Below are 23,024 nucleotides of genomic sequence, written 5' to 3'. Positions count from 1 at the left end.
GGCTCCGGGCCCGTTCCGCGTCTGCGGGGTTAGGCTCGATCGGGTGAGCACCACCCCCTTGGACGCCCTTCCGATCGAGCAGCTGCGCACCCGGACGAGCGCCAAATGGGCACTGTACCCCGAGGACGTCCTGCCGCTGTTCGTCGCCGAGATGGACTTCCCCCTCGCGCCCGCCGTCGCCGAGGCGCTGCACGCCGCGGTGGAGCGCGGCGACACCGGATACTCCGCGCACGGCAACGGGATCGCCGAGGCGTTCGCCGGATTCGCCGCGCGCCGCCTCGGGTGGGACGTCGACCCCGGCCGGGTCCGCACCACGTGCGACGTCATGATGGGGGCGGCGGAGCTGCTCCGGGCGGTCACCGAGCCGGGCGACGCCGTGGTCGTGACCCCGCCCGTCTACCCGCCGTTCTTCGCCGTGCACGAGGAGTCGCGCACCGAGGCGGTGCGGGTGCCGCTCGTGCGCGCGGGGGAGGGCTGGGAGCTCGACCTCGAGGCGATCGACGCCGCGTTCGCCGCGGGCGCCAAGGCGATGCTGCTGTGCAACCCGCACAATCCCACCGGCACCGTCCACTCGCGCGAGACCCTCGCCGAGCTGGCGCGCATCGCCGAGCGCCGCGGCGCGTGGATCGTCAGCGACGAGATCCACTGGCCGCTGACGCGGCCCGGCGCGACCTTCACGCCGTTCCTCGACGCCGCGCCCGCGGCGGCGGAGGTCGGCTTCGCGCTCGCCAGCGCGAGCAAGGCCTTCAACCTCGCGGGCCTGAAGTGCGCGCAGATCGTGACGGCGTCGGCCGAGCCCGCCCGCATCGTGCGGGCGCTGCCCGACGAGGTCGAATGGCGCACGTCGATCTTCGGCGCGATCGCGGGCCGCGCGGCGTACGAGAGCGGCGAGCCGTGGCTCGACGCGCTCCTCGCGCGCCTCGATCTGAACCGCGCGCTGCTGGTCGACCTGCTGGCGGACCACGTGCCGGAGGCGCGGTACGCGCCCGGCGACGCGGGCTTCCTCGCGTGGGTCGACTTCGCAGGCCTGGGCTGGGGCGACGAGCCTTCCGCCCGCATCCTGCGCGAGGCCCGCGTGGCGCTCAATCCCGGCACGACGTTCGGCGACGAGGGACGGGGCCACGCGCGGATCAACTTCGGCACGAGCCCCGAGATCCTCGCCGACGCCGTCGAGCGCATCGGCCGGCTGCGCGCATGAGCGGCGACCCCCGCACGCTCACCGGGCCCATCCCCGTCGCCGCGCATCCCGGGGACGCCCGCGCCCGCTCGCTGTGGGAGCCCTCCGTCGCGTGGGTCACGGTGGGCGCGACGTCCCTGATCTTCCTGGCCGCCCTGACCTCGCTCGCCCTCACGACCGTGATGCCCGTCGTGAGCGCCTCGCTCGACGGCGACGCGCTCTACGCGCTCGCGTTCTCCGGAACGCTCGCGACGGGCGTGATCGGCATGGTCGCCGCCGGGGCCTGGTCGGACCGGTCGGGCCCCGTCCTCCCGCTGTACACGGCGGTCGCGCTGTTCACCGCGGGCCTCGCGATCGACGCCGTCGCGCCGACCATGGAGCTGCTGGTGCTCGGGCGGCTCATCACCGGGCTCGGCTCGGGGGCGCAGGTCGTGGCGCTGTACGTGGTGGTCGCGCGCGTGTATGCGCCCGCGCTCCACGGGCGGGTCATGGCGGCGTTCTCGGCCGCGTGGGTGGTGCCGTCGCTGGTCGGCCCGTTCCTCGCCGGTCTCGTCACCGAGCACCTGCACTGGCGCTGGGTGTTCGCCGGCCTCGCGGCGCTCACGGTCGTCGCGATCGCGATGATCGCGCCGCGCCTGCGCGGGCTCCACGGCGGCGAGGGAGAGCACGATCCCGGCGTGGGGCGACGGCTGCTGTTCGCGGTCGTCGTCGCTGCCGCGGCGCTCGCCCTGGGGCTCACAGGGGAGCTCGCGGAATCCGTCGCGCCCGCCGCGGGATGGGCGACCGCCGCGGCCGCTCTGGCCGTGATCGGCGTGGCCATCCTGCCGCTGCTGCCGCGCCGCACGCTGCGGATCGGACGCGGGCTGCCGAGCGTCATCCTGATGCGCGGCCTGATCGCCGGGTCGCTGTTCGGCGCCGAGGTCTACGTGCCGTACCTGCTGATCGACCGGTTCGGCTTCTCGCCGGCGTGGGCGGGCCTCGGGCTGACCGCCGCGGCGATCGCGTGGGCGCTCAGCTCGCACGTGTCGGGCCGCCACGGCGACCGGATCGGGAACACCCGGATCGCCGTGATCGGCGTGGCGCTGCTGCTGATCGCGACCGCTGCCTGCGCGATCACGGTCGTCCTGTCGCTCCCGCCGGTCGTGCCCATCCTGCTCTGGTCGTGCGCGGGGTTCGGCATGGGGCTGATGTACCCGCGCCTGACGGTGCTGACCCTCGCGTACTCGACGAACGCCGACCAGGGGTTCAACTCGTCCGCCCTGCAGATCAGCGACTCGGTCGGCGCGTCCGCGACCATCGCGGTGATGGGACTGGCGTTCACGGCCCTGCACGGCACCGGCGCCGGCTTCCCGGTCGTGTTCGCGATCGCGTCCCTGCTGGCCGTCCTCGCCCTCGCCCCGGGCCTGCGGATGGGGCACGCGCACGAGCTCAAGTAGCTAAGGCTTACCTAAGTGAAGTACGCTGGGCGACCGTGACCACTCTCGCCTCGACCGACGTCCGGCCCGCCTATCGCCCGCACCGGGCGACGGTGACGCGCGTGGAACGCCTCAGCCCGCACTTCGCGCGGATCGAGTTCGGCGGCGACGACCTCGCGCACTTCGGCACCGCTGGTCTGGACCAGCGCATCAAGGTGCTGTTCCCGTTCGCGGACGGCTCGATGTGCGACGTGGGACAGCATGAGGACGACCCTCAGGCGCACCGCGACTGGTACGACCGCTGGCGCGGCCTCGCGGAGCACGAGCGCAATCCGTTCCGCACGTACACCGTGCGCAGGATCGACCCGGACGCCCGGCGTCTCACCGTCGACTTCGTGGTGCACCACGACGCGGGCCCCGCCGGCTCGTGGGCCGAGGCCGCGCGGGTCGGCGACCAGCTGGTCGTCGTCGGCCCCGACCAGCGCAGCCCCCTCTCGCGCGTGGGCATCGACTTCAAGCCCGCGAACTCGTCCCGCCTGCTCATCGTGGGCGACGAGACGGCCGTTCCGGCGGTCGGCAGCATCCTGGAGAGCCTGCCCGCGGATCGCGCGGCGGACGTGTTCCTCGAGGTGCCGAGCCTCGCCGACACCGCCGTCATCCGGCCGCCGGCGAACGCCGACCTGCGGTGGATCGTGCGCGAGCAGGATGGCGGACGCCCGGACCGCGAGCACGGCGAGGGCCTCATCGAGGCCGTCACGGCATGGGCGGCCGAGAGCCGCGACATCCTGGAGCGCGCGGCGGCGCCGCGCCCGCAGGTGCTCGCCGACGTCGACGTCGACCGCGAGATCCTCTGGGACAGCCCCGAGGAGGACGCGGCGTGCGACGGCGAGTTCTACGCGTGGATCGCGGGCGAGGCCGCCACGATCAAGCAGCTGCGGCGGCTGCTCGTGTCGGGCCACGGCGTCGACCGGCGCCGGGTCGCCTTCATGGGGTACTGGCGTCGCGGCATCGCCGAGCGCACCGGATGATCGCCCGCTCCCGCCGGGGGCTGCTCCTGCTCGCCGCCGCCGCGGTGCTGCTGATCCTCGCCGTGCTGGCGGGCCTCGCCTTCGGCACGCGCGCGATCGCGCCCGTGACGGTGGCCGACGCCCTCCTGGCCTACGACCCCGGAGACAACGACCACGTCGTGGTCGTGACCCAGCGACTCCCGCGAACCCTCATCGGCCTCGCCGCGGGGCTCGCGCTGGCCATGGCCGGCGCGCTCATGCAGGGCATCACCCGCAACCCGCTGGTCGACCCCGGTCTGCTGGGCGTGAACGCCGGCGCGTCCGTCGCGGTGCTGCTCGCCATCACGCTGCTGGGGGTCGTGAACCCGGCCGGCTACGTCTGGTTCGCGTTCGCCGGAGCGGCGCTCGCGGCCGCGCTGGCGTGGGCGATCGGCTCGGCCGGCGCCGACGGCGCGAGTCCCGCCAAGCTCGCCCTGACCGGCGCCGCCGTGACCGCGGGCCTCACGTCGGTGATGCTGTTCATCCTCTCCACGTCGAGCACGGCGCTGAACACGTTCCGCTTCTGGTCGGTGGGGTCGCTCACCGGACGCGGGCTCGACACGCTCGCGCTCGTGCTGCCGACCATCGCGCTCGGCGTCGCGATGGCGGCCGTCGTCGCGAGCGGGCTCAACCTCCTGGCGCTCGGCGACGACACCGCGCGCGGGCTCGGTCACTCCGTCCGCTCGACGCGCGCCATCGCGCTCGTCGCGACCGTGCTGCTGTGCGGATCGGCGACCGCGGTCGCCGGGCCGCTCATGTTCGTCGGACTGGTCGTGCCGCACGTCGTGCGCGGCGTCGTCGGCAGCGACTACCGCTGGATCGTCGCCGCGAGCGCGCCGCTCGGCGCCGCGCTCGTCATCCTCGCCGATGTCGCGGGGCGCCTCCTGTCCGAGATCGAGGCCGGCCTCGTCGTCGCGTTCATCGGCGTGCCGGCGCTGCTCGCGCTGGTGCTGCAGCGGAAGCAGGCGACGGTGTGAGCGCCCCCGCGCAGACCGGGCGCGCTCCGGGCTTCCTGGCGGTGCACCGCACGACCGCGCGCCGCGCGACGACCGTCGCGGCGGCCCTGGCCGCGCTGGCCTTCGCGGCCCTGTGCCTGGCGCTCGTGCTGGGCGACTTCGTGATGCCGCCCGGCGACATGCTGCAGGCCCTGTTCGGCGGCGGCACGCAGATCGAGCGGTACATCGTGTGGCAGGTGCGGATGCCGCGCGCCGCGCTCGCGCTGCTCGCCGGCGCCGCGCTCGGCCTGGCGGGCGCCCTGTTCCAGACGCTGCTGCGCAACCCGCTCGCGAGCCCCGACCTCCTCGGGATCAGCGGCGGCGCGAGCGTCGGGGCCGTCTACGCCACGCTCGTGGCCGGATGGACCGGCGCCGCCATCGCGGCCAGCGCGTTCGCGGGCGCCGCCGCGGTCGCCGTCGTGCTGCTGCTCGCGGCGCGCGCGCTCGCGGACGGCGGGTACCGCCTGGTGCTCGCGGGCGTGGGGTTCGCGTTCCTGAGCGCGTCGATCGTCGGCTACCTGCTCAAGCGCGCGCAGGAGGACCAGGCGGGCACCGTCCTGAAGTGGATCACCGGGAGCCTCGGCGCGACGACGTGGGAGCCGGTGGTCGTGATCGGCGCCGTGCTGGCGCTCGGCGCCGCGGCGGCGGCGCTGCTGGCGCGGCCGCTGCAGCTCACCGAGCTCGGCGATCCGCTCGTGCGCGGCCTCGGAGCGCATCCGGTGGTCGTCCGCACGGCCACGGTCGTGGTGGCCGTGCTGCTTGCGGCGTCGACCGCGGCCTTCATCGGCCCCGTGAGCTTCGTGGCCCTCGGCGCCGCCCCGATCGCGCGCTCGCTCGTCGGGCGCGGGGCGCTCGCGCTGCCGACGGCCGCGCTCACGGGCGGCTCCGTCCTGCTGATCGCCGACCTGGTCGGGCAGTACGCGTTCCCCGGGCACTCGGTCCCGGTGGGCGTCGTCACCGGCGCGGTCGGCGCGCCCTACCTCCTCTGGCTGCTGGCCTCGTCGAAGGGACGACGCGCATGACCGAACCCCGTATCGCAGCCGGCACCGACGCGCCGCGGCTCTCGGCGCGGGGCCTGGCCGCCGGGTACCCCGGCCGCCGGGTGATCGAGGACCTGGACCTGCGGATCGCGCCCGGGCGCATCACGGTCATCATCGGCGCGAACGCGTCGGGCAAGTCCACTCTGCTCGCGCACCTCGCCCGGCTCCAGGCGCCGCTGGAGGGCGCCGTCCTGCTGGACGACGAGGACGTGCGCACCGTGCCGCGCCGCCGCCTCGCGCGAGAGCTCGGCATCCTCCCGCAGCAGCCGATCGCGCCCGAGGGGCTGACGGTCGCCGAGCTCGTGGGACGCGGGCGCCACCCGCACCGCGGCCTCATGGGCCGCTGGACCGCGCAGGACGCGGCCGCGGTGGACGAGGCGATGGCCGCGACCGGCATCGCGGAGCTCGCGGACCGGTCGATCGGCGAGCTGTCCGGCGGTCAGCGCCAGCGGGTCTGGATCGCGATGGCCCTCGCCCAGGACCCGCGCATCCTGCTGCTGGACGAGCCGACGACGTTCCTCGACCTGGCGCACCAGATCGAGGTGCTCGACCTGCTGGTGCGTCTCAACCGCGACCGCGGCACGACCATCGTGGTCGTGCTGCACGAGCTCGGGCTCGCGGCGCGCTACGCCGACGACCTCGTCGTCATGAAGGACGGCCGGATCGTCGCCCACGGCGCGCCCGCCGACGTCCTGACCGCCGAGACGGTCGCCGACGCGTTCGGGCTGGAGGCGCTCGTGATCCCCGACCCGCTGACGGCGACCCCGCTCGTCATCCCGGTGCCTGGCGGCGCGCACTCCGCGCCCGACCGGGCCTGACCGTCCCCACCGACCCCGACCCCGGCCTGTCCCGTCCCGAAAGGAAACCATGAAGCTCACCCGCACGAAGGCGCTGGCCGCCGTCGCGTCCGCGGCCGGCCTGGCGCTCGCGCTCACCGGCTGCGCCGGCGACGCGGCCGCCCCCTCCGAGTCGCCCGCCGCCGGCGGCGACGGCGCGTTCCCCGTCACGATCGAGCACGCGTTCGGCGAGACCGTGATCGAGCAGGCCCCCGAGCGCATCGCGACGTGGGGCTGGGGCGCCGCCGACGCGGTGCTCGCCCTGGGCGAGGTGCCCGTGGCGATCCCGGCCGAGATGTACGGCGGCGACGAGAACGGCGTCCTGCCGTGGATCGCCGAGGAGCTCGACGCGCTCGGCGCCGAGACGCCCGCGCTGCTGACCTCGGGCGCCGAGGGGCAGCTCCCCATCGAGGAGATGCTCGCGGCCGCGCCCGACGTCGTCCTCGCCCCGTACTCCGGGATCACGGAGGAGGAGTACACGCAGCTCACGGACGCCGGCGTGGACGTCGTCGCGTACCCCGAGGTGGCGTGGTCGACGCCGTGGCGCGACGTGATCAGCATCGTCGGCGAGGCGCTCGGCCAGGCAGACGAGGCCGAGCAGGTGCTGGCCGACATCGACGCGTCGATCGCCGAGCAGGCGGCCGCGCACCCCGAGTTCGAGGGCCTCTCGATCGCCGAGGTCTGGAACGTCGCGGGGACGTTCTACGTGTACCTGCCCGCGGACCCGCGCGTGCAGTTCGCCGAGGATCTGGGCTTCGTGAGCGCCGAATCGGTGACCGAGCTCGACACGGGCGAGGCGACGTTCTACTACACGCTCAGCTACGAGCAGCTCGACAAGCTCGAGGCCGACGTCCTGCTGATCTACGGCGACACCGAGGCCGAGGTCGACGAGTTCCTGGCGTCGGAGCAGGGGCAGCTGCTGCCGCAGGTGCCCGAGGGCGAGGTCGTGAAGGTGATCGGCCAGTCCGCGATCGCCTCGGTCGCGCCGCCCACCGCGCTGTCGCTCACGTGGGGCATGGGCGACTTCATCGCCGCCATCGAGGAGGGCCTCGCGGAGTAGTCGCTCCGTCGTGAGGGCCGTCGCCGTCATCCGGATCCGGATGCGGCGGCGGCCTCGGCGTTCGGGCCCGGGGTCGGGGAAGGACGTCAGCGGGGGAGCGGCGCCCCGAGCCCCGCGAGGAGCATGCGGATGCCGCGCGCGAAGTCGGCCGCGGTGGACTCGGCGACCTCCGCTTCGCCAGCGGGATAGGCGCCGAACCGCGCCGCCTGGATGCGCTGCTGCACGAGCGACGCGTGCCCGAGGATGAACTGCAGCAGCACCGTCGCGGCGCTGCGGGCGTCCTCGCCGGCCGCGTCGGTCTCGCTCAGCGCCTGTGCCAGGCGGTCGAGCGCCGCGTCGGACCCGAGGCCCAGGGCCTGCGTGCTGAGCACCACCTCGGCCCCGTCGCGGTGCGCCAGGAGGGCGTCGCGCAGGGCGCCGGCGACCGCCGACGCCTCGGCATCGCGGTCTCCGCCGCGGGGGACCGGCGCCGCCGACCCCACGATCCGGTCGGCCACCGCGGCCAGCAGCGACTGCTTGTTCTCGAAGTGCCAGTACAGCGCGCTGGGCTGCACGCCGAGCGCGCCGGCCAGCCGCCGCATGGACAGGTCCGGCAGGCCCGTCTGCTCCAGGAGCTGCAACGCGACGTCGACGATGCCGTCGCGGCTGTTGCGGTCGGAGCCGTGCCGATCGGGGCGTGCGTCACGGGCATCCATGATCCTCACTATACTGAACGGCGTTCAGGTGAACACTGTTCAGGAAGCGGCGCCCCCGGCCGCTCGTCCCCACCCCCGGCGGCCGCGTGCCGCAGAGAAGGAGTCCCCATGGCAGTCAAGGGTTTCGAAGGGCGCGATCTCGCCCGGGCCGCGGTCTTCGCAGCGATCATCGTCGTGCTGGGCATCGCCGGCGCCATCCCCGTCGGCCCCGTGCCGATCACGCTGCAGACGCTCGGCGTGATGCTCGCGGGCGTCGTGCTCGGCCCGAAGCGCGCCGCGATCGCCGTCGGGATCGTGCTCGTGCTCGTCGCCGTCGGGCTGCCCGTGCTCTCGGGCGGACGCGGCGGTCTCGGCGTCTTCGCCGGCCCCTCGGCCGGATACCTGATCGGCTGGCTGCCCGGCGCCGTCGTCGCGGGCCTGATCGCGAAGTCGTCCGCCGCGCGCATCTCGTGGTGGCGCACGGCGCTCGGCGCGCTCGTCGGCGGCATCGGCGTGGTGTACGCCCTCGGCATCCCGGTGCAGGCCGCGATCCTCGGCATGCCGCTGCACGAGGCGGCCGTCGGCAGCCTCATCTTCATCCCGGGCGACCTCGTCAAGGTGGTGCTCGCGACCGTGCTCGCCCTGGCGCTGCACCGCGCGTACCCGCGCGCGTTCGAGTCGGGAGCCGCGGCGAAGCCCGCCGCACAGCATGCCTGACGCATCCGATGCGATCGTCCTCGAGGATGTGGCCGTCGAGCTCGACGGGCACCGCATCCTCGAGGACGTGTCGGTGCGCCTGGACCAGCGACGCATCGGCGTGATCGGCGCGAACGGCTCGGGCAAGTCCACGTTCGCGCGGCTGCTGGACGGCCTCGTCGCGCCCAGCCGCGGCACCGTGACGGTGCACGGGATCGATGCCGCGCGCGACGTGCGCGCGCTGCGGGAGCGCGTGGGGTTCGTCTTCACGAATCCGGATGCGCAGATCCTGATGCCCACGGTCGCCGAGGACGTGGCGCTGTCGCTGCGGGGCGCGGGGCTGGGGAAGGCCGAGGTCGCGGAGCGCGTCCAGGCGCAGCTGGAGCGGCACGGCCTCGCCGAGCTCGCCGACCGCGCCGCGTACAGCCTGTCGGGCGGCCAGAAGCAGCTGCTCGCCCTGGTGTCCGTGCTCATCCGCGGGCCCCGGCTCGTGGTGGCGGACGAGCCGACCACGCTGCTGGACCTCGGCAACGCGCGCCGGATGGCCGATCTGCTGGTGTCTCCGCCCGAGGAGGGCGGGATCGACGCGCAGGTGGTCGTCGTGACGCACGACCTCGACCTGGCGGCTCGGTGCGACGTGGTCGTGCGGTTCGCGGACGGCCGCCTCGCGGAGGTCGGCGATCCGGCCGCGATCGTCGACCGGTACCGCCTGGAGTTCGCGTGATCTCCCTGTACCGGCCGGGGAGCAGCCCTCTGCACCGGATGCCCGCGGGGGCGAAGCTCGCGCTCGGCGCCGTGCTCGCGGTCGCCGCGTCGGTGTGGCCGCACACGGCCGTCACCGCCACCGTGACGCTCGCCGCGGTGTTCGGGCTGTTCGCGCTCGCGGGCTTCGGGCCGCTGGAGTGGCTGCGGCAGGTGTGGGCGATCCGCTGGATCGTGGCCTTCGTCGCGGTCATGCAGCTCGTGTTCTCCGGGCCGCTGGAGGCGTACATCACCACCGTGCGGATCGCCGCGGTCGTGCTGCTGGCGGCGCTCCTCACGATCACGACCCGCACGTCGGACCTGCTCGAGGCGCTGCAGACCGTCCTGGCGCCGCTGCGCCGGTTCGGCGTGGACCCGTGGCGCGTCGCGTTCACGCTGTCGCTGACGATCGCGCTGGTGCCGGTCATCGCGGACTTCCTGCGGCGCATCCGGGAGGCCCAGCGCGCCCGTGGTGTGCGCCTCGGATTCCGCGCGGTCGTCCCGCTGCTGGTGATGTCGCTCCGGCACGCGGACGACGTCGCCGACGCGCTGTCCGCGCGGGGGATCGCATGACGGTGCCGCGGGCGTCCGTCCGCGTCGGCGCGCACGTCGTCCACGGCCTGCCGGTCGACGAGCAGACCCGCTGCGCGCACTATGCGACCGAGCTCGACGTGCTGGCCATCCTGTTCCCGTGCTGCGGCCGCTGGTACCCGTGCCACGCGTGCCACGAGGAGACGGCCGATCATGCCGCCCGCCCGTGGGGCGCGGGGGAGCGGGAGACCCAGGCGCTGCTGTGCGGCCGCTGCGGACGAACGTCGTCGATCCGTGAGTACGTCGCGACATGCGCGTGCGCGCACTGCGGCGGCGCGTTCAACCCCGGGTGCCGGCGGCACCACCACCTCTACTTCGACACCCCGCAGGTCTGACGCCGCCCGCGGGCGGACGCCCAGGGGCGCGAACCTATACTGGGAGGCTGGCCCAGCCGGGCCCTCGCTCCGTTCCGGAGACATCCCCACCTGCGATTGGACGTCCGCTGTGCTCGCCGTGCACGACCTCGAGATCCGCGTCGGCGCACGCATGCTCATGTCGGACGTCTCGTTCCGCGTCGGTCCCGGCGACAAGGTCGGCCTCGTGGGCCGCAACGGCGCCGGCAAGACGACGCTCACGAAGGTGCTCGCGGGCGACCTGATCCCCGCCAACGGCCGGGTGGACCGCTCGGGCGAGCTCGGCTACCTGCCGCAGGACCCGCGCAGCGGCGACCCGGAGCAGCTCGCGCGCACGCGCATCCTCGATGCCCGCGGGCTCGGATCGCTCGCGCTCGGCATGCAGGAGGCGTCGGTGGCGATGGCCTCGGACGACGAGAAGGTCGCCGCGAAGGCCATGAAGCGCTACGCGCACTTCACGGAGCGCTTCGAGTCCCTGGGCGGCTACGCGGCGGAGGCCGAGGCCGCCTCGATCGCGCACAACCTGTCGCTGCCCGACCGCATCCTGGACCAGCCGCTCAAGACCCTCTCGGGCGGTCAGCGGCGCCGCATCGAGCTCGCGCGCATCCTGTTCTCGGACGCCGACTCGATGATCCTGGACGAGCCGACCAACCACCTCGACGCCGACAGCGTCGTGTGGCTGCGCGAGTTCCTGAAGTCCTACAAGGGCGGGCTGATCGTCATCAGCCACGACGTGGAGCTCGTGGAGGAGACCGTCAACCGCGTCTTCTACCTCGACGCCAACCGCCAGGTCATCGACATCTACAACATGGGCTGGAAGCACTACCAGCGCCAGCGCGTCGCGGACGAGGAGCGCCGCAAGAAGGAGCGCGTCAACGCGGAGAAGAAGGCCTCGGCGCTGCAGCAGCAGGCCGCGCGCTTCGGCGCCAAGGCCTCCAAGGCCGCCGCCGCGCACCAGATGGTCGCGCGTGCCGAGAAGCTGCTGTCGGGTCTCGAGGAGGTCCGACAGGAGGATCGCGTCGCCAAGCTCCGGTTCCCGAAGCCCGCCCCGTGCGGCAAGACGCCCCTCATGGCGAAGTCGCTGTCGAAGTCGTACGGCGCCCTGGAGATCTTCGCGGGCGTGGATCTCGCGATCGACCGCGGCTCCAAGGTCGTCGTGCTCGGCCTCAACGGCGCGGGAAAGACGACCCTGCTGCGCATCCTCGCCGGCGTCGACAAGAGCGACACGGGACAGATCGAGCCCGGCCACGGCCTCAAGATCGGCTACTACGCGCAGGAGCACGAGAACCTCGACGTGAACCGGTCGGTGCTCGAGAACATGGTCTCGGCCGCGCCCAACCTCAACGAGACCGAGGCGCGCAAGGTGCTCGGATCCTTCCTGTTCACGGGCGACGACGTCCACAAGCCCGCGGGCGTCCTGTCGGGCGGCGAGAAGACCCGCCTGTCGCTCGCCACGCTGGTCGTGTCGAGCGCGAACGTGCTGCTGCTGGACGAGCCGACCAACAACCTCGACCCCGCCTCGCGCGAGGAGATCCTCGGCGCGCTGGCGCATTACGAGGGCGCGGTCGTGCTGGTCTCGCACGACGAGGGCGCCGTCGAGGCGCTCAACCCCGAGCGCGTCCTGCTGCTGCCGGACGGCGTCGAGGACATCTGGAACAGGTCCTACCTCGACCTGATCACGCTGGCGTAGCGGCGCGGCCGCTCAGCGGCCGGCGTCGAGGAGGGCGTCCTCCTCGTCCGCATCGCGATCGCGGCGGCGCGTCCGCGCGCGGCGGGTCGGGGTCGCGCGCCGCAGCTCGTCCTCGTCGTCGTCCTCGGCGTCCTCGCGGCGCGCGCGGATCTCGGTGCGGATCATGTACGCGATGAACCCGAAGCCCATGATCGCGAACAGGATCCACTGGATCGCGTACGACAGGTGCGGGCCGGGATCCTCGGTCGGCGGCTTGAGCTCGGCCGGGCGATCGGCGGGCGCCGGATCCTCCGACACCATCAGTCCGTAGAAGGCGGTCTCCGTCTCCGGGCCGGTCAGATCGGCGACCGCCGGCAGGTGGATCGTCGGCAGCTGGCCCTCCGGCGCGCTGCGGCCCGAGGACGGGAGCGGCTCGCCCGGACGGACGCGCGCGACCACGGTGACGTCGCCCGCGGGCGGCGCCGGGACGGCATCCGGCACGGCGTCCTCGCCCGGCGGCACCCAGCCGCGGTCGATCGCCACGATGCGGCCGTCGGCCAGCTGGAACGGCACCAGCACCTCGAACGCGCTCGTGCCGCCCTGTGCGCGGTTGCGGACGAGGAGCTGATCCTCGGTCAGGTACCGGCCCGTCAGCGTGACCGGGTGCCACTCGTCGGACGGCGCGTATCCCCGGTCCAGGACCTGCTCCACGGGGACGGGCGCGGCGTCGTAGTTGGCGTCGACCAGCTCGAGCATCGCGGCGCGGGCCTCGTTGCGCTCGAACTGCCAGTGGGAGAGGAACCCGCACGCGACCGCGAACGCGACCGCGATCAGCGCGTACACGCTCCAGCGTGCGGCGGTCGACCGCATGACCTCGGGCTTGCTCATGCGCGGTCCTCCGCGGACGCGCCGTCCGGGACCACGCCCGCGGCCACCTCGAGGGGGAAGTCGCGCGCGGCCAGGAAGTCGCGCAGGTAGCCGACGTGGGCGTCGCACGCGAGCCAGGTCTTGCGGCGGTCCCCGGTGTGGATCCGCGGATTGCGCCAGCGGATCGTCCACGTGGCGGGCTCGGGGCAGCCGGCGCGCGAGCACGTGGGGATCTGGGGATCCAGGCCGATCATGCGCGGTCCGGGTCCGCCGGCCCGGTGTCGTCGGCTCCGCCGTCGCGGGCCTCGTCGCCGACGGGTGGAGCGGGCTCGGGGCGCGGCGCGGGGGACTCGGCGATCGTGATGACGGTGGGCGCCGCCGGGGCGTCGGCGTCCGGCTCCGCGGGCCGCGCGGCGTCGATCGCCGGGGCGTCGAGGCGCACGGCGTCGGCGACGTGGCGGCCGCTGGCGGCGTTCGCGCCGACCACCGCGAAGTACGGCAGGAAGATCGCGCCGGCGGCGAAGACGAACGTGTACCAGCTGTGCGGCGTGACGAACGCCGCGAGGCACAGGCACACGATGCGGATGCCCATCGTGATCAGGTAGTTGCGCACGCGGTCGCCCGCGTCGTCGGCCGGAGCGAGCGGCAGCGACGTCGCCGACTGGGCGGCGGAGGCGTCTTTCCTGGGGGTCTTCACGATCATTCCAGCCTACGCTTCCGCGCCCGATCGGGCGGCCCCCGAGCGGGTCGCCTCGGCATCGCCACCCGCCGCACAATAGGCTGGCGTGCGGCCCCGGATCAGCGCCGGACCGCCCGACCGGACCCGATCCGTCGGGGACCCCGAGCAGAGAGAGTCACCCACCGTGAGCAGTGAACGCGTCGTCCTCGTCACAGGCGGCAACCGCGGCATCGGCCGCGCGATCGCCGAGCGCTTCGTCCAGGAGGGGTACCGCGTCGCGGTCACGGCCCGCAGCGGCGAGGGCCCCGAGGGGACGCTCACCGTGCGCGCCGACGTCACCGACGCCGCGGCGATCGACGCCGCGTTCACCGAGGTCGAGCAGCAGCTCGGTCCGGTCGAGATCGTGGTGGCCAACGCCGGCATCACCAAGGACACGCTGCTGATGCGGATGAGCGAGGACGACTTCGACAGCGTCATCGCGACGAACCTCGGCGGCGCGTTCCGCGTGGTCAAGCGCGCCTCGAAGGGCATGCTCAAGGCGCGCTTCGGCCGCGTCATCCTGATCTCCAGCGTCGTCGGGCTCTACGGCTCGGCCGGCCAGGTCAACTACGCGTCGTCCAAGAGCGCCCTCGTCGGCTTCGCCCGCTCGCTGACGCGCGAACTCGGCGCGCGCGGCATCACCGCGAACGTCGTGGCGCCGGGCTTCATCGAGACGGACATGACCGCGGAGCTGCCCGAGGAGACGCAGGCCGAGTACCGCAAGGCCATCCCCGCGGGCCGGTACGGCAGCGCCGCCGAGGTCGCCGCCGCCGTGACGTGGCTGGCGTCCGACGACTCCGCGTACATCTCGGGCGCGGTCATCCCCGTCGACGGCGGTCTCGGCATGGGTCACTGACCCTCGAGGATCCCCTTCAGCCGGGCCAGGTCGGCCCGGGTCGCGCGCCGCATCGCCGCCTCCATCACGGGGGCGGCGATGCGCGCGAAGCCGGCGGGCTCGCCCGTGTTGCGCAGCGTCATCCGCGTCCCGCCGGGCGCCGGCTCCCACGTGTAGGCGGTCTCCATCGGGAACGGCCCCTCGGCCGTGCGCATCACCAGCAGTCGCTCGGGACGGTAGGTGGCCACGCGGTACGTGTAGGCGAGCCGGCGGCCCAGGAACCGCGCGACGAAGTCCATCTCGGCGCCCTCGACGAGTACCGGATCCGTGCGCCATTCGACGCTGCGGATGTTCGCGTACCACTCCGGCGCGTGCGACGGGTCCGCCGCGTACGCGGCGACCTCCGCCACGGGCCGGGCGATCACGGTCTCGACGCGCACGTCAACGGCCATGAGGGTCCTCTCGGGAAGGCGGCGCGACGGGCGCCGCGTGGGGGATGTGCCAGCCGAAGTGCAGCGACACGACACGGAAGGCGAACACCACCAGCGCCACCGCGACGGCGGTCACGATGCCGTACAGCCCGGTGAGCCACAGGACGGTCGCCAGGACCGAGCCGATCATGGCGGGCACGGCGTACAGGTCGTCGCGGTTGAACAGCTGCGGCACGCGGTTCGCCACGACGTCGCGCAGCAGCCCGCCTCCCACGGCGGTTGTCACGCCGAGCAGCGCCGAGGCGACCGGGTTCATCCCCGCGTGCAGCGCCGTCACGGTGCCGGTGACGCAGAACAGCGCGAGCCCGCCCGCGTCGAGGATCAGCAGCGGGCGATGCAGGCGCTCGACCCACGCGTGCAGGAAGTAGACCACGAGGGCCGCGAGCAGGGGCGGCGCGAGGTACCAGGGGTTGGCGAACGCGTTGGGCACGTTCCCGAGGACGAGATCCCGGATGACCCCGCCGCCGAGCCCCGCGAGCGAGCCCAGGAACAGCGAGCCGATGATGTCGAAGCGGCTCCGCGCGGCCAGCAGACAGCCGGACATCGCGAAGAAGAAGGTGCCGAGGAGGTCCAGCACCAGAGCGAGGGTCATGCCACCATCCAAGCACCGGCGCGGCCGCGCCCCGCGACGGCCTACTCGCGGACAGCGGCGGCGATCGCTTCCGCGAGGGCGCCCGGCTTGGAGAACTGCGGCCAGTGGCCCGTGCCGAGCGTGACCACCTCGAAGCTCCGGATGCGATCGAGCGTCGCGCCCCACGCGGGCCAGTCCGACATCATCGCGCGCAGGCTCTGCTCGTCGAGCTTGCCGGAGAGCACCGTGACGGGGACGTCGAAGCGGCGGTCGTCCGCGAGCCGGATGCCGTCGGTCGGCACCTTCGTCGGCACGGAGCGCGTGAGCCCGGCCGTGCGCTCCCGCGTGGCGGCGTCGAGGTCGTCGACGTCCTCGTCGTCGAAGAAGTCCCAGCCGGGGAACGGCACGACCCCGTCGACCACGGGGAACTCCGAGATGCCGGCGTCGTCGGGCGGGGGCATCGTGTCGACGAGCACCACGCGGGCGATCCGGTCCGGGCGCCGGTCGGCGGCGCCCCACGCGACGTTGCCGCCGCCCGAGTGGCCCACGACCACGACAGGTCCCTCGATCGAGTCGATGCGCTCGACCACGGCGTCGACCCAGTCGTCGATGCCGAGGTCCGCGGACTCGGATGCCGGGGCGCCGACGCCCGGCAGGGTCAGCGCGTGAACGCGGTGACCGGCGCCCTCCAGCCCGGGCACGACGTCGTCCCACGAGGACGCGTCGAGCCAGAGCCCGGGGATCAGGATGATCTCTGCCATGCTCCGCACGCTACGCCGGGCCGCCGACATCGGGCCAGGCGGCGCGGATGACGCCCCGGGACGATCGCGGTCAGGGGAGCAGCGGCACGACCTGCGCGAGGTCGACCGGCCCGATCACGAGCGGGGCCGACAGGCGCACGGCGGGCTTGGCGTTGAACGCGAGGCCGAGGCCCGCGGCGCTGAGCATCAGGAGGTCGTTGGCGCCGTCGCCGATCGCGATGGTGCGGGCGCGGGGGACGCCGTGCTCCTCGGCCCAGCGGAGCATCCACTCGGCCTTGGCAGCGGCGTCGACGATCGGGCCGTCGACCTCTCCCGTGAGCGCGCCGTCGGCCGCCACGAGGCGATTGGCGCGCCAGAAGTCCACCCCGAGCGCGGGGGCCACGTCGTCGAGGATCTCGTGGAAGCCGCCCGACACCACGCCCACGAGGCCGCCGCGCGCGTGCACGGCGTCGATCAGGTCGGTCACGCCGGGCGTGGGCTCGACGCGGCCGCGCACGTGCGCGAACGAGGCGACGGGCACGCCGGCGAGCTCGCGGACGCGCGAGCGCAGGCTCTGGGCGAAGTCCACCTCGCCCCGCATGGCGGCCTCGGTCGCCGCGGCGACCTCGGCGCCGCGGCCGGCCTCGTCGGCGATCAGCTCGATCACCTCGTTGCGGATGAGGGTGGAGTCGGCGTCGAGCACGACCAGGAAGCGCGCGGTCACGATCTCCGAGCGTACCGGGCCGCGGAGGCGCCCATCGGCCGCGCGGCCCCGCGCGTCCGGCGGGGAGGCCGCGGGCGAGTGGGTAGGCTGGCCGCATGCCCGCTGTGCTCTCCTTCGAAGACGTCGTGGTCCGCCGAGAAGGCCGGAACATCGTGGACGGACTGACGTGGACCGTGAACGACGACGAGCGGTGGGTGATCCTGGGCCCGAACGGCGCCGGCAAGACCACGCTGCTCCAGATGGCGGACACGATGGTCCACCCCACGTCGGGCACCGTCGAGATCCTCGACGAGCGCCTGGGGCACACCGACGTGTTCGAGCTGCGCCCCCGCATCGGCTTCGCCTCGCAGGCGCTGGCGCGCCGCATCCCGGCCGACGAGACCGTGATCAACGCGGTGCTGACCGCGGCGTACTCGGTGCTCGGCCGCTGGAACGAGGAGTACGAGAACATCGACGAGCGCCGCGCGCTGCGCGTGCTGCGCGAGTGGCACCTCGACCACCTGGCCGACCGCACGTTCGGCACGCTGAGCGAGGGCGAGCAGAAGCGCGTGCAGGTCGCCCGCGCGATCATGACCGACCCCGAGCTGCTGCTGCTCGACGAGCCCACCGCGAGCCTCGACCTCGGCTCGCGCGAGGTCCTCATCGGCCTGCTGAGCGCGTACGCGCAGTCCCCCGTGACGCCCGCCCTCGTGATGGTGACGCACCACGTCGAGGAGATCCCGGCCGGATTCACGCACGTCCTGCTGCTGCGCGACGGCAAGGCCGTCGCGGCCGGGCCGATCGCCGAGACGCTGACCTCCGAGAACCTGAGCGAGACGTTCGGGCTGCCGATCGCCATGACGCAGGACGGCGGCCGCTACGCGGCGCGCGGCGCCTGATCCGGTCCCCGCTCGGCCGGCTCTTCTGGTAGAGTGGGTCGCTGGTGCCCAAGCACCGGAAGACTTTTCAAACTCTCTTGGCAAGGACCCCCATGAAGACTGACATCCACCCCGAGTACAAGGCGGTCGTGTTCCGCGACCTCGGTTCGGGCGAGACCTTCCTCACCCGTTCGACCGTGACCAGCGACAAGACCATCGACCTCGACGGCGTCGAGTACCCGGTCATCGATGTCGAGATCTCGTCGGCGTCGCACCCGTTCTACACGGGCAAGCAGCGCATCATGGACTCGGCCGGCCGCGTCGAGAAGTTCAACCAGCGCTTCAAGAACTTCGGCTCCAAGTAAGCCGCGTTCCGCGCTCGAAGGCCCCGCTCCGGCGGGGCCTTCGTCGTTCCCGGGTGCCGACGCGCGCTCCGAAGACCGGACGGGCGGTGCCTGCGGTGCGGGTGGGGTCTCATCCGCCGCATCCGTCGCATCGGTCCGGTTTTCGGAAACGGGGCGCCGGAGACAGGCTCGGCCGCCGGCAGGCAGGCTCAGGAGCCCCACCGGGCGACGTGCGTCACATCGGGCCTGTGAGCGGCCGGGGTGCGGCGCTCCGAACACCGGATGGGCGGTGCCTGTGGCGCCGGTGGGGTCTCATCCGCCCCACCCGCCTCATCGGTCCGGTTTTCGGAACCGGGGCGACAGCACCGGCGGCAGGCTACGAGCGGACGGGCCAGCTGCCGTCGAGGACCTCGGTGGGCTCCAGGCGCCCGATGCGGATGAAGTACTCGGTGAGGCTCTCGGCCTGCTCGCGCGCCCAGCCGATCTGGCGGGTGTGGAGCTCCTGCACGTCCTCGGGCAGCGTGTCGGCGAAGCGCTCGGCGATGGCGAGGGCCACGCGGCCGGCGGCGATCGCGTCGGCCGAGGCCTCGTGCGCGGACTCCAGCGGCACGGAGTAGTGGGCGGCGACGACGTCGAGCGTGCGCTTGCCCTTGCGGTAGCGGTCGCACGTCTTGTCGATCACGAGCGGATCGATCACCGGCGCGGGGGAGTCGATCGTGGCGATGCCGTGCCGCTCGCCCTCGAACTTGAGCAGCGAGAAGTCGTAGGCGGCGTTGTACGCCACCACGGGGATGCCCGCCGACAGCAGCGTGCGCAGCGCGTGCGTGACCTCGGCGACCACCTCGGCCGCGGGCCGGCCCTCGGCGCGGGCCTGCTCGGTCGTGATGCCGTGCACGGCCGTCGCACCCTCCGGGATCTCGATGCCCGGGTCCGCCAGCCAGTGCTCGTCGTGGATGACCGCGCCGCGCTCGTCGAGCAGGCCGACGTAGGCGGTCACGATCCGGTCCTCGGTCACGTCGATGCCGGTCGTCTCGAGGTCGAACACGCCGATCCGCCGGGTCCAGCGCCGCGGAGCCGGCTCGACCACGACGGTCTCGCTGACGACGGAGGTCTCGCGCACCACCGCGACCGCGCCGTCGGCGGCCGTCGCCTCCATCACGGTGGTCTCCGCGACGGTCGTCTCGGTGACCGTCGCCGTGCTCGCCGTCTGGGGCGCCGGGGCCTGCTCGGCGGCGGCCTCGCCGCGCGGGGTCCAGGTGGGGGTCTCTCCGGGGTGGTCGAGCCAGTCCAGCTCGAACAGCGGGGGCGGATCCGGCCACGACCTCGTCATACGCCACACCGTAGGACGCGGCGCGGACATTCCCGCGGAGGCACCCCGGGAAGCGCGCAGGCCGGCGTCCGTAGACTCGATCCGTGCCCGTCGCCTCGCCCTACGCCACCCAGCTCGCCGCGATCCCGGTCGTCCGTCGCGAGGCCGACGTGCTCGGCGGCCGCACCGCCTACTGGGTGTACGGCCCGGACGACGCCGCGACGACGATCCTGGCGGTGCACGGCTTCCGGGGCGAGCACCACGGCCTGGAGCCCGTGGTGGCCGCCCTCGAGGACGCGATCCGCGAGGGCGTCCGGGTCGTGATGCCGGACCTGCCCGGCTTCGGCGAGACGCCGCCGATCCCGGGCCGCCGCCACGACCTCGAGGCGTACGCGGACTGGCTCGGCGCGTTCGCCGCCGCGGTGGCGCCCGGCGCGATCGTCCTGGGGCACTCGTTCGGCTCGATCGTCGCCGCCGCGGCCGTCGCGCGCGGCCTCGCGACGCCTCGCCTGGTGCTGATCAACCCGATCGGCGCGCCGGCGCTGGAGGGGCCGCGCGGCATCCTGACCCGCCTGGCGATCCTGTATTACTGGGCCGGCTCCCGGCTGCCCCGCCCGATCGGCACCTGGCTGCTGCGCAACCGCCTGATCGTGCGCGTCATGTCGATCGCGATGGCGAAGACGCGCGACCGCGCGCTGCGGGCGTTCATCCACGACCAGCACGACCGGTACTTCTCGCTCTTCGCGGATCGGGACGTGCTGCGCGACGCGTTCGTGACGAGCGTCTCCCACGACGTCAGCGAGTACGCCGCGCGCATCGCGGCGCCGACGCTCCTGATCGCGGCCGACCGCGACGACATCACGCCCATCGAGGCCGAGCGCGTGCTCGCCACCCGCTTCCCGGACGCCCGGCTCGTCGAGATCCAGGGCGTCGGACACCTCATCCACTACGAGAAGCCCGGCGAGGCCGCCGCCGCGATCCGCGACTTCCTCGCCTGAGCGGGCCTACGGCTCGCGGCGCGCGAGCTGCATGAGGCCGCTCACCCGGTAGGGCACCGCCTCGCTCATCACCAGCGACGTCTCCGTGCGCTCGACGCCCTCGATGCCGAGGATGCGAGCGTCCACATCGAACAGGTGGCGGGCGTCCCGGCACGCGACCAGCGCGAGCAGGTCTGTCTGACCCGAGAGCCCGTGCACCTGCACCACCTCGGGGACCGAGGCGAGCTCGCTCGTGATGCGCGGCAGCTCCACCTGGCGCACGCCGATGGCGAGGAACGCCTCGAGCGGGAAGCCGAGGGCGGCCGTCGAGATGGAGCGTTCGAAGGAGCGGAACACGCCGGCCTTGTCGAGGCGCGACATCCGCGCCTGCACCGTGTTGCGGGACAGCCGCAGTCGCTCCGCGAGCGCCACCACGGTGGCGCGGGGGTCCTCGCTGAGGGCGGCGAGCAGCTCGAGGTCGACGTGATCGAGGGAGGCCATAGTGCGAGACAGTAGCAGTATTCTGCCGCGATTCCTGCGCATCCTGCTCAGTCGTTATCGGATCGATTGCGCGTGCTGTTTTGCACGTTCCAGGCGCGCCGGGTCGGTCCGATCAGCTGCCGTCGGTTTCCCGGATCAGCTGGCGCGTGGCCCGCTCGAGCGCCTCCTGCCTGGCCTCGTCGGACGGGTGCGAGCGCCGCACGGCGGCGGCGATCGTGCGGCCCTCATCGAACGCCGAGACGACGCGCGGGTCCACGTACGAGGTGCGCGCCAGCGTGGGCGTGTTTCCGAGGAACGCGGCGACCTCCCGCATGGCGTCCGACACGACGCGGCGCCGGCGCGTGACGCCGCCGCGGCCCGAGCGCTCGAGCTCATCCGCGCCGGACGCGATCTCGGCGGCCGCGAGCACCGTCGCGTGCCACGTGCGGAAGTCCTTGGCCGTGGCGTCCATGCCCGTGATGTCGCGCACGTACTCGTTGACCATGGCCGAGGTGAGCGACCGCCAGGCGCCGTTGCGGCACGCCAGGAGCGTCTCGCTGTCGTCGCGGCGCCGGCGCAGCGTCTCGACCGCGCGGGTGACGGGCTCGTCGGCGATCTCGATGCGGTGGTCCACGCCGGACTTGCCCATGAAGGCGAACACGAGCGTGTCCCCGCGGCGCGTCACATGGTCGCGGCGCAGCGTGGTGAGCCCGAAGCTGCCGTTGGCGTCGGCGTACACGTCGTTGCCGATCCGGAAGCACCCGAGGTCGAGCAGCCGCACCGCGAGCGCGCACGCGCGCTCGGGCGGCATGCCGTCGCGCGCCAGGTCGTCGTGCACGCGGGGGCGGGCCTTCGCGAGCGCGCGGCCGAAGTCGAGCACGCGGTCGAACTTGGCCGCGTCCCGGCGCGTGCGCCACTGCGGGTGGTACAGGTACTGCCGCCGGCCGGCGGCATCCGTCCCGACCGCCTGCAGGTGGCCGTTCGGGAACGGCGTGATCCACACGTCGCGCCACGCGGGCGGGATCGCAAGGCTCCGGACGCGCTCGATCTCCTCCGCCGGCAGGCGCTCGCCGTGCTCGTCGAGGTACACGAAGCCGCGCCCTGCGCCGCGGCGAGTCCATCCGGGCTGGTCGGGCGACGTGCGCCGCAGGCGGACCACGGGCCCGCCTAGGCGCCGCGCTCGGCGCCGACGCTCTCCCGCTCGTCGGCGGCCAGCACCAGCCCGTCGTCGGTCATCCGGAACAGCGTGACCGACGCGTTGTCGATCCGCTCGCCGGGCCGCGGGAGCGCGCCGTTCGACGCGTGCCCCAGCAGCCCGCGGATGACGCCGCCGTGCGCGACCACGATCGTCGGGGCGTCCGGCTCCTGCGCCACCACCTCGGCGAGCGCCGCGAGCGCGCGCTCGGTCAGCTCCTCGTGCGTTTCGGCGCCCGGGACGGGGACGCCGCCGTCGTAGCGTGCGTGGAAGTCGGCCACCAGCGTGCCCTCGGCGACGCCGTAGTCGCGCTCCATGAGGCCCGGGTGGGTCGCGGGCGGCTCGAGGCCCAGCGCGGAGGCGATGATCTCGGCGGTCTCGGTCGCGCGTCCCAGGGTGCTCGACGCGATGCGCTGCCATCCGCCGTCGCGCAGGGCCTCGGCGGCGAGCAGGTCCTGCGCGCGGCCCGTGTCGTTGAGGGGGATGTCCGTGCGTCCCTGGATCCGCCGCTCGGCGTTCCAGTCGGTCTGGCCATGTCGGACGAGCGCGAGGAGGGTCACACGGACGAGCTTAGGACGCCTTCCCTGGCGGATGCCGAGGACGCCCGCTCAGCGGCAGGCGCG

28 protein-coding genes are annotated in these 23,024 nt (G+C 73.7%); 16 read left to right on the top strand and 12 right to left on the bottom strand.

Annotation, left to right across the window (positions count from 1 at the left end):
• The first annotated feature begins 43 nt into the window (after positions 1 to 43).
• Genes B5M43_RS01180 through B5M43_RS01150 form a run of 7 tightly spaced genes read left to right on the top strand, consistent with a single transcriptional unit; the run spans position 44 to position 7,569 of the window.
• The gene (locus B5M43_RS01180; protein ID WP_055989395.1) at positions 44 to 1,198 is read left to right on the top strand and encodes a MalY/PatB family protein; all 1,155 of its coding nucleotides are present in this window, start codon (positions 44 to 46) and stop codon (positions 1,196 to 1,198) included.
• On the top strand, positions 1,195 to 2,613 hold the full coding sequence (locus B5M43_RS01175; RefSeq protein WP_134744966.1) for an MFS transporter: 1,419 nt from the start codon (positions 1,195 to 1,197) through the stop codon (positions 2,611 to 2,613). The genes B5M43_RS01180 and B5M43_RS01175 overlap by 4 nt, the downstream gene beginning before the upstream one ends.
• 35 nt (positions 2,614 to 2,648) lie before the next feature.
• Positions 2,649 to 3,620, top strand: coding sequence for a siderophore-interacting protein (locus B5M43_RS15250; RefSeq protein ID WP_055989392.1), 972 nt, complete (start codon positions 2,649 to 2,651; stop codon positions 3,618 to 3,620).
• Positions 3,617 to 4,615 carry an iron ABC transporter permease gene (locus tag B5M43_RS01165; protein ID WP_134744965.1) on the top strand — a complete coding sequence of 333 codons (999 nt, stop codon included), beginning with the start codon at positions 3,617 to 3,619 and terminating at the stop codon, positions 4,613 to 4,615. Before B5M43_RS15250 ends, B5M43_RS01165 begins: the two co-directional genes overlap by 4 nt.
• Positions 4,612 to 5,655, top strand: a complete 1,044-nt coding sequence (locus B5M43_RS01160; protein ID WP_134744964.1) for an iron chelate uptake ABC transporter family permease subunit — start codon at positions 4,612 to 4,614, stop codon at positions 5,653 to 5,655. The genes B5M43_RS01165 and B5M43_RS01160 overlap by 4 nt, the downstream gene beginning before the upstream one ends.
• Positions 5,652 to 6,491 (top strand): ABC transporter ATP-binding protein, encoded by an 840-nt coding sequence (locus B5M43_RS01155; protein ID WP_167626738.1) that lies wholly within the window; start codon positions 5,652 to 5,654, stop codon positions 6,489 to 6,491. Before B5M43_RS01160 ends, B5M43_RS01155 begins: the two co-directional genes overlap by 4 nt.
• Before the next feature lie 49 nt (positions 6,492 to 6,540).
• Positions 6,541 to 7,569 carry an ABC transporter substrate-binding protein gene (locus B5M43_RS01150; protein WP_134744963.1) on the top strand — a complete coding sequence of 343 codons (1,029 nt, stop codon included), beginning with the start codon at positions 6,541 to 6,543 and terminating at the stop codon, positions 7,567 to 7,569.
• 86 nt (positions 7,570 to 7,655) lie between these two features.
• On the opposite strand, the gene B5M43_RS01145 is transcribed toward B5M43_RS01150, so the two are convergent.
• On the bottom strand, positions 7,656 to 8,264 hold the full coding sequence (locus tag B5M43_RS01145; protein ID WP_134744962.1) for a TetR family transcriptional regulator: 609 nt from the start codon (positions 8,262 to 8,264) through the stop codon (positions 7,656 to 7,658).
• Positions 8,265 to 8,372: 108 nt separating this feature from the next.
• Between B5M43_RS01145 and B5M43_RS01140 the strand changes: the two genes are divergently transcribed.
• From B5M43_RS01140 to B5M43_RS01120, 5 genes are all read left to right on the top strand, one after another.
• Positions 8,373 to 8,960, top strand: coding sequence for a biotin transporter BioY (locus B5M43_RS01140; RefSeq protein ID WP_055989383.1), 588 nt, complete (start codon positions 8,373 to 8,375; stop codon positions 8,958 to 8,960).
• The gene (locus B5M43_RS01135; RefSeq protein ID WP_134744961.1) at positions 8,953 to 9,663 is read left to right on the top strand and encodes an energy-coupling factor ABC transporter ATP-binding protein; all 711 of its coding nucleotides are present in this window, start codon (positions 8,953 to 8,955) and stop codon (positions 9,661 to 9,663) included. Before B5M43_RS01140 ends, B5M43_RS01135 begins: the two co-directional genes overlap by 8 nt.
• Positions 9,660 to 10,253, top strand: coding sequence for an energy-coupling factor transporter transmembrane protein EcfT (locus tag B5M43_RS01130; protein ID WP_134744960.1), 594 nt, complete (start codon positions 9,660 to 9,662; stop codon positions 10,251 to 10,253). The genes B5M43_RS01135 and B5M43_RS01130 overlap by 4 nt, the downstream gene beginning before the upstream one ends.
• Positions 10,250 to 10,606 carry a CHY zinc finger protein gene (locus B5M43_RS01125; RefSeq protein ID WP_134744959.1) on the top strand — a complete coding sequence of 119 codons (357 nt, stop codon included), beginning with the start codon at positions 10,250 to 10,252 and terminating at the stop codon, positions 10,604 to 10,606. Before B5M43_RS01130 ends, B5M43_RS01125 begins: the two co-directional genes overlap by 4 nt.
• Before the next feature lie 109 nt (positions 10,607 to 10,715).
• On the top strand, positions 10,716 to 12,314 hold the full coding sequence (locus tag B5M43_RS01120) for an ABC-F family ATP-binding cassette domain-containing protein (protein WP_134744958.1): 1,599 nt from the start codon (positions 10,716 to 10,718) through the stop codon (positions 12,312 to 12,314).
• A 12-nt stretch (positions 12,315 to 12,326) separates the two neighbouring features.
• Here B5M43_RS01120 and B5M43_RS01115 read toward each other — a convergent pair whose 3' ends face one another.
• Genes B5M43_RS01115 through B5M43_RS01105 form a run of 3 tightly spaced genes read right to left on the bottom strand, consistent with a single transcriptional unit; the run spans position 12,327 to position 13,857 of the window.
• Positions 12,327 to 13,181 carry an SURF1 family protein gene (locus B5M43_RS01115; protein WP_134744957.1) on the bottom strand — a complete coding sequence of 285 codons (855 nt, stop codon included), beginning with the start codon at positions 13,179 to 13,181 and terminating at the stop codon, positions 12,327 to 12,329.
• Positions 13,178 to 13,414, bottom strand: coding sequence for a hypothetical protein (locus B5M43_RS01110; RefSeq protein ID WP_055989366.1), 237 nt, complete (start codon positions 13,412 to 13,414; stop codon positions 13,178 to 13,180). The genes B5M43_RS01115 and B5M43_RS01110 overlap by 4 nt, the downstream gene beginning before the upstream one ends.
• Positions 13,411 to 13,857 (bottom strand): DUF3099 domain-containing protein, encoded by a 447-nt coding sequence (locus tag B5M43_RS01105; RefSeq protein WP_230667495.1) that lies wholly within the window; start codon positions 13,855 to 13,857, stop codon positions 13,411 to 13,413. Before B5M43_RS01105 ends, B5M43_RS01110 begins: the two co-directional genes overlap by 4 nt.
• A gap of 166 nt (positions 13,858 to 14,023) precedes the next feature.
• On the opposite strand from B5M43_RS01105, the gene B5M43_RS01100 reads away from it, so the two are divergent.
• A complete protein-coding gene (locus B5M43_RS01100; protein ID WP_055989363.1) occupies positions 14,024 to 14,734 on the top strand; it encodes a beta-ketoacyl-ACP reductase in 711 nt (236 codons plus the stop codon).
• Here B5M43_RS01100 and B5M43_RS01095 read toward each other — a convergent pair.
• The 4 genes from B5M43_RS01095 to serB form a co-directional block, all read right to left on the bottom strand.
• Positions 14,728 to 15,165, bottom strand: a complete 438-nt coding sequence (locus B5M43_RS01095) for an SRPBCC family protein (protein ID WP_134744956.1) — start codon at positions 15,163 to 15,165, stop codon at positions 14,728 to 14,730. The two genes, B5M43_RS01100 and B5M43_RS01095, sit on opposite strands and share 7 nt — an antisense overlap.
• Positions 15,155 to 15,796 (bottom strand): trimeric intracellular cation channel family protein, encoded by a 642-nt coding sequence (locus B5M43_RS01090; RefSeq protein WP_055989360.1) that lies wholly within the window; start codon positions 15,794 to 15,796, stop codon positions 15,155 to 15,157. Before B5M43_RS01090 ends, B5M43_RS01095 begins: the two co-directional genes overlap by 11 nt.
• 41 nt (positions 15,797 to 15,837) lie before the next feature.
• Entirely contained in the window at positions 15,838 to 16,536 is a 699-nt protein-coding gene (locus tag B5M43_RS01085; RefSeq protein ID WP_134744955.1) for an alpha/beta fold hydrolase, read from the bottom strand.
• Positions 16,537 to 16,606: 70 nt separating this feature from the next.
• The gene (gene serB / locus B5M43_RS01080) at positions 16,607 to 17,242 is read right to left on the bottom strand and encodes a phosphoserine phosphatase SerB (protein ID WP_055989357.1); all 636 of its coding nucleotides are present in this window, start codon (positions 17,240 to 17,242) and stop codon (positions 16,607 to 16,609) included.
• 92 nt (positions 17,243 to 17,334) lie between these two features.
• Between serB and B5M43_RS01075 the strand changes: the two genes are divergently transcribed.
• Both B5M43_RS01075 and B5M43_RS01070 read left to right on the top strand, forming a co-directional pair.
• Positions 17,335 to 18,117, top strand: coding sequence for an ABC transporter ATP-binding protein (locus B5M43_RS01075; protein WP_134744954.1), 783 nt, complete (start codon positions 17,335 to 17,337; stop codon positions 18,115 to 18,117).
• A 92-nt stretch (positions 18,118 to 18,209) separates the two neighbouring features.
• Positions 18,210 to 18,461: a type B 50S ribosomal protein L31 gene (locus B5M43_RS01070; protein ID WP_055989351.1), complete on the top strand. Its 252-nt coding sequence runs from the start codon at positions 18,210 to 18,212 to the stop codon at positions 18,459 to 18,461.
• Positions 18,462 to 18,816: 355 nt separating this feature from the next.
• Here the strand turns inward: B5M43_RS01070 and B5M43_RS01065 are convergent, their stop codons facing one another.
• Entirely contained in the window at positions 18,817 to 19,596 is a 780-nt protein-coding gene (locus tag B5M43_RS01065; RefSeq protein ID WP_134745015.1) for a 3'-5' exonuclease, read from the bottom strand.
• Positions 19,597 to 19,853: 257 nt separating this feature from the next.
• On the opposite strand from B5M43_RS01065, the gene B5M43_RS01060 reads away from it, so the two are divergent.
• Positions 19,854 to 20,747, top strand: coding sequence for an alpha/beta fold hydrolase (locus tag B5M43_RS01060; protein WP_055989348.1), 894 nt, complete (start codon positions 19,854 to 19,856; stop codon positions 20,745 to 20,747).
• Between the two features lie 6 nt (positions 20,748 to 20,753).
• Here B5M43_RS01060 and B5M43_RS01055 read toward each other — a convergent pair whose 3' ends face one another.
• From B5M43_RS01055 to B5M43_RS01045, 3 genes are all read right to left on the bottom strand, one after another.
• A complete protein-coding gene (locus B5M43_RS01055) occupies positions 20,754 to 21,227 on the bottom strand; it encodes an Lrp/AsnC family transcriptional regulator (protein ID WP_055989345.1) in 474 nt (157 codons plus the stop codon).
• Positions 21,228 to 21,339: 112 nt separating this feature from the next.
• Positions 21,340 to 22,365 (bottom strand): DNA topoisomerase IB, encoded by a 1,026-nt coding sequence (locus B5M43_RS01050; protein WP_134744953.1) that lies wholly within the window; start codon positions 22,363 to 22,365, stop codon positions 21,340 to 21,342.
• An 8-nt stretch (positions 22,366 to 22,373) separates the two neighbouring features.
• Entirely contained in the window at positions 22,374 to 22,961 is a 588-nt protein-coding gene (locus tag B5M43_RS01045) for a histidine phosphatase family protein (RefSeq protein WP_134744952.1), read from the bottom strand.
• Between the last annotated feature and the right edge of the window lie 63 nt (positions 22,962 to 23,024).

The sequence above is a fragment of the Microbacterium sp. MEC084 genome (assembly GCF_004514465.2).
Classification (GTDB): domain Bacteria; phylum Actinomycetota; class Actinomycetes; order Actinomycetales; family Microbacteriaceae; genus Microbacterium.
This window is presented reverse-complemented; position numbering and strand designations above follow the sequence as displayed.

Coding starts and splice junctions, on each gene's coding strand:
- B5M43_RS01175 (WP_134744966.1), top strand. CDS start 1,195: ATGAGCGGCGACCCCCGCACGCTCACCGGGCCCATCCCCGTCGCCGCG.
- B5M43_RS01165 (WP_134744965.1), top strand. CDS start 3,617: ATGATCGCCCGCTCCCGCCGGGGGCTGCTCCTGCTCGCCGCCGCCGCG.
- B5M43_RS01155 (WP_167626738.1), top strand. CDS start 5,652: ATGACCGAACCCCGTATCGCAGCCGGCACCGACGCGCCGCGGCTCTCG.
- B5M43_RS01150 (WP_134744963.1), top strand. CDS start 6,541: ATGAAGCTCACCCGCACGAAGGCGCTGGCCGCCGTCGCGTCCGCGGCC.
- B5M43_RS01145 (WP_134744962.1), bottom strand. CDS start 8,264: ATGGATGCCCGTGACGCACGCCCCGATCGGCACGGCTCCGACCGCAAC.
- B5M43_RS01140 (WP_055989383.1), top strand. CDS start 8,373: ATGGCAGTCAAGGGTTTCGAAGGGCGCGATCTCGCCCGGGCCGCGGTC.
- B5M43_RS01135 (WP_134744961.1), top strand. CDS start 8,953: ATGCCTGACGCATCCGATGCGATCGTCCTCGAGGATGTGGCCGTCGAG.
- B5M43_RS01125 (WP_134744959.1), top strand. CDS start 10,250: ATGACGGTGCCGCGGGCGTCCGTCCGCGTCGGCGCGCACGTCGTCCAC.
- B5M43_RS01115 (WP_134744957.1), bottom strand. CDS start 13,181: ATGAGCAAGCCCGAGGTCATGCGGTCGACCGCCGCACGCTGGAGCGTG.
- B5M43_RS01110 (WP_055989366.1), bottom strand. CDS start 13,414: ATGATCGGCCTGGATCCCCAGATCCCCACGTGCTCGCGCGCCGGCTGC.
- B5M43_RS01095 (WP_134744956.1), bottom strand. CDS start 15,165: ATGGCCGTTGACGTGCGCGTCGAGACCGTGATCGCCCGGCCCGTGGCG.
- B5M43_RS01090 (WP_055989360.1), bottom strand. CDS start 15,796: ATGACCCTCGCTCTGGTGCTGGACCTCCTCGGCACCTTCTTCTTCGCG.
- B5M43_RS01085 (WP_134744955.1), bottom strand. CDS start 16,536: ATGGCAGAGATCATCCTGATCCCCGGGCTCTGGCTCGACGCGTCCTCG.
- B5M43_RS01075 (WP_134744954.1), top strand. CDS start 17,335: ATGCCCGCTGTGCTCTCCTTCGAAGACGTCGTGGTCCGCCGAGAAGGC.
- B5M43_RS01070 (WP_055989351.1), top strand. CDS start 18,210: ATGAAGACTGACATCCACCCCGAGTACAAGGCGGTCGTGTTCCGCGAC.
- B5M43_RS01065 (WP_134745015.1), bottom strand. CDS start 19,596: ATGGAGGCGACGGCCGCCGACGGCGCGGTCGCGGTGGTGCGCGAGACC.
- B5M43_RS01055 (WP_055989345.1), bottom strand. CDS start 21,227: ATGGCCTCCCTCGATCACGTCGACCTCGAGCTGCTCGCCGCCCTCAGC.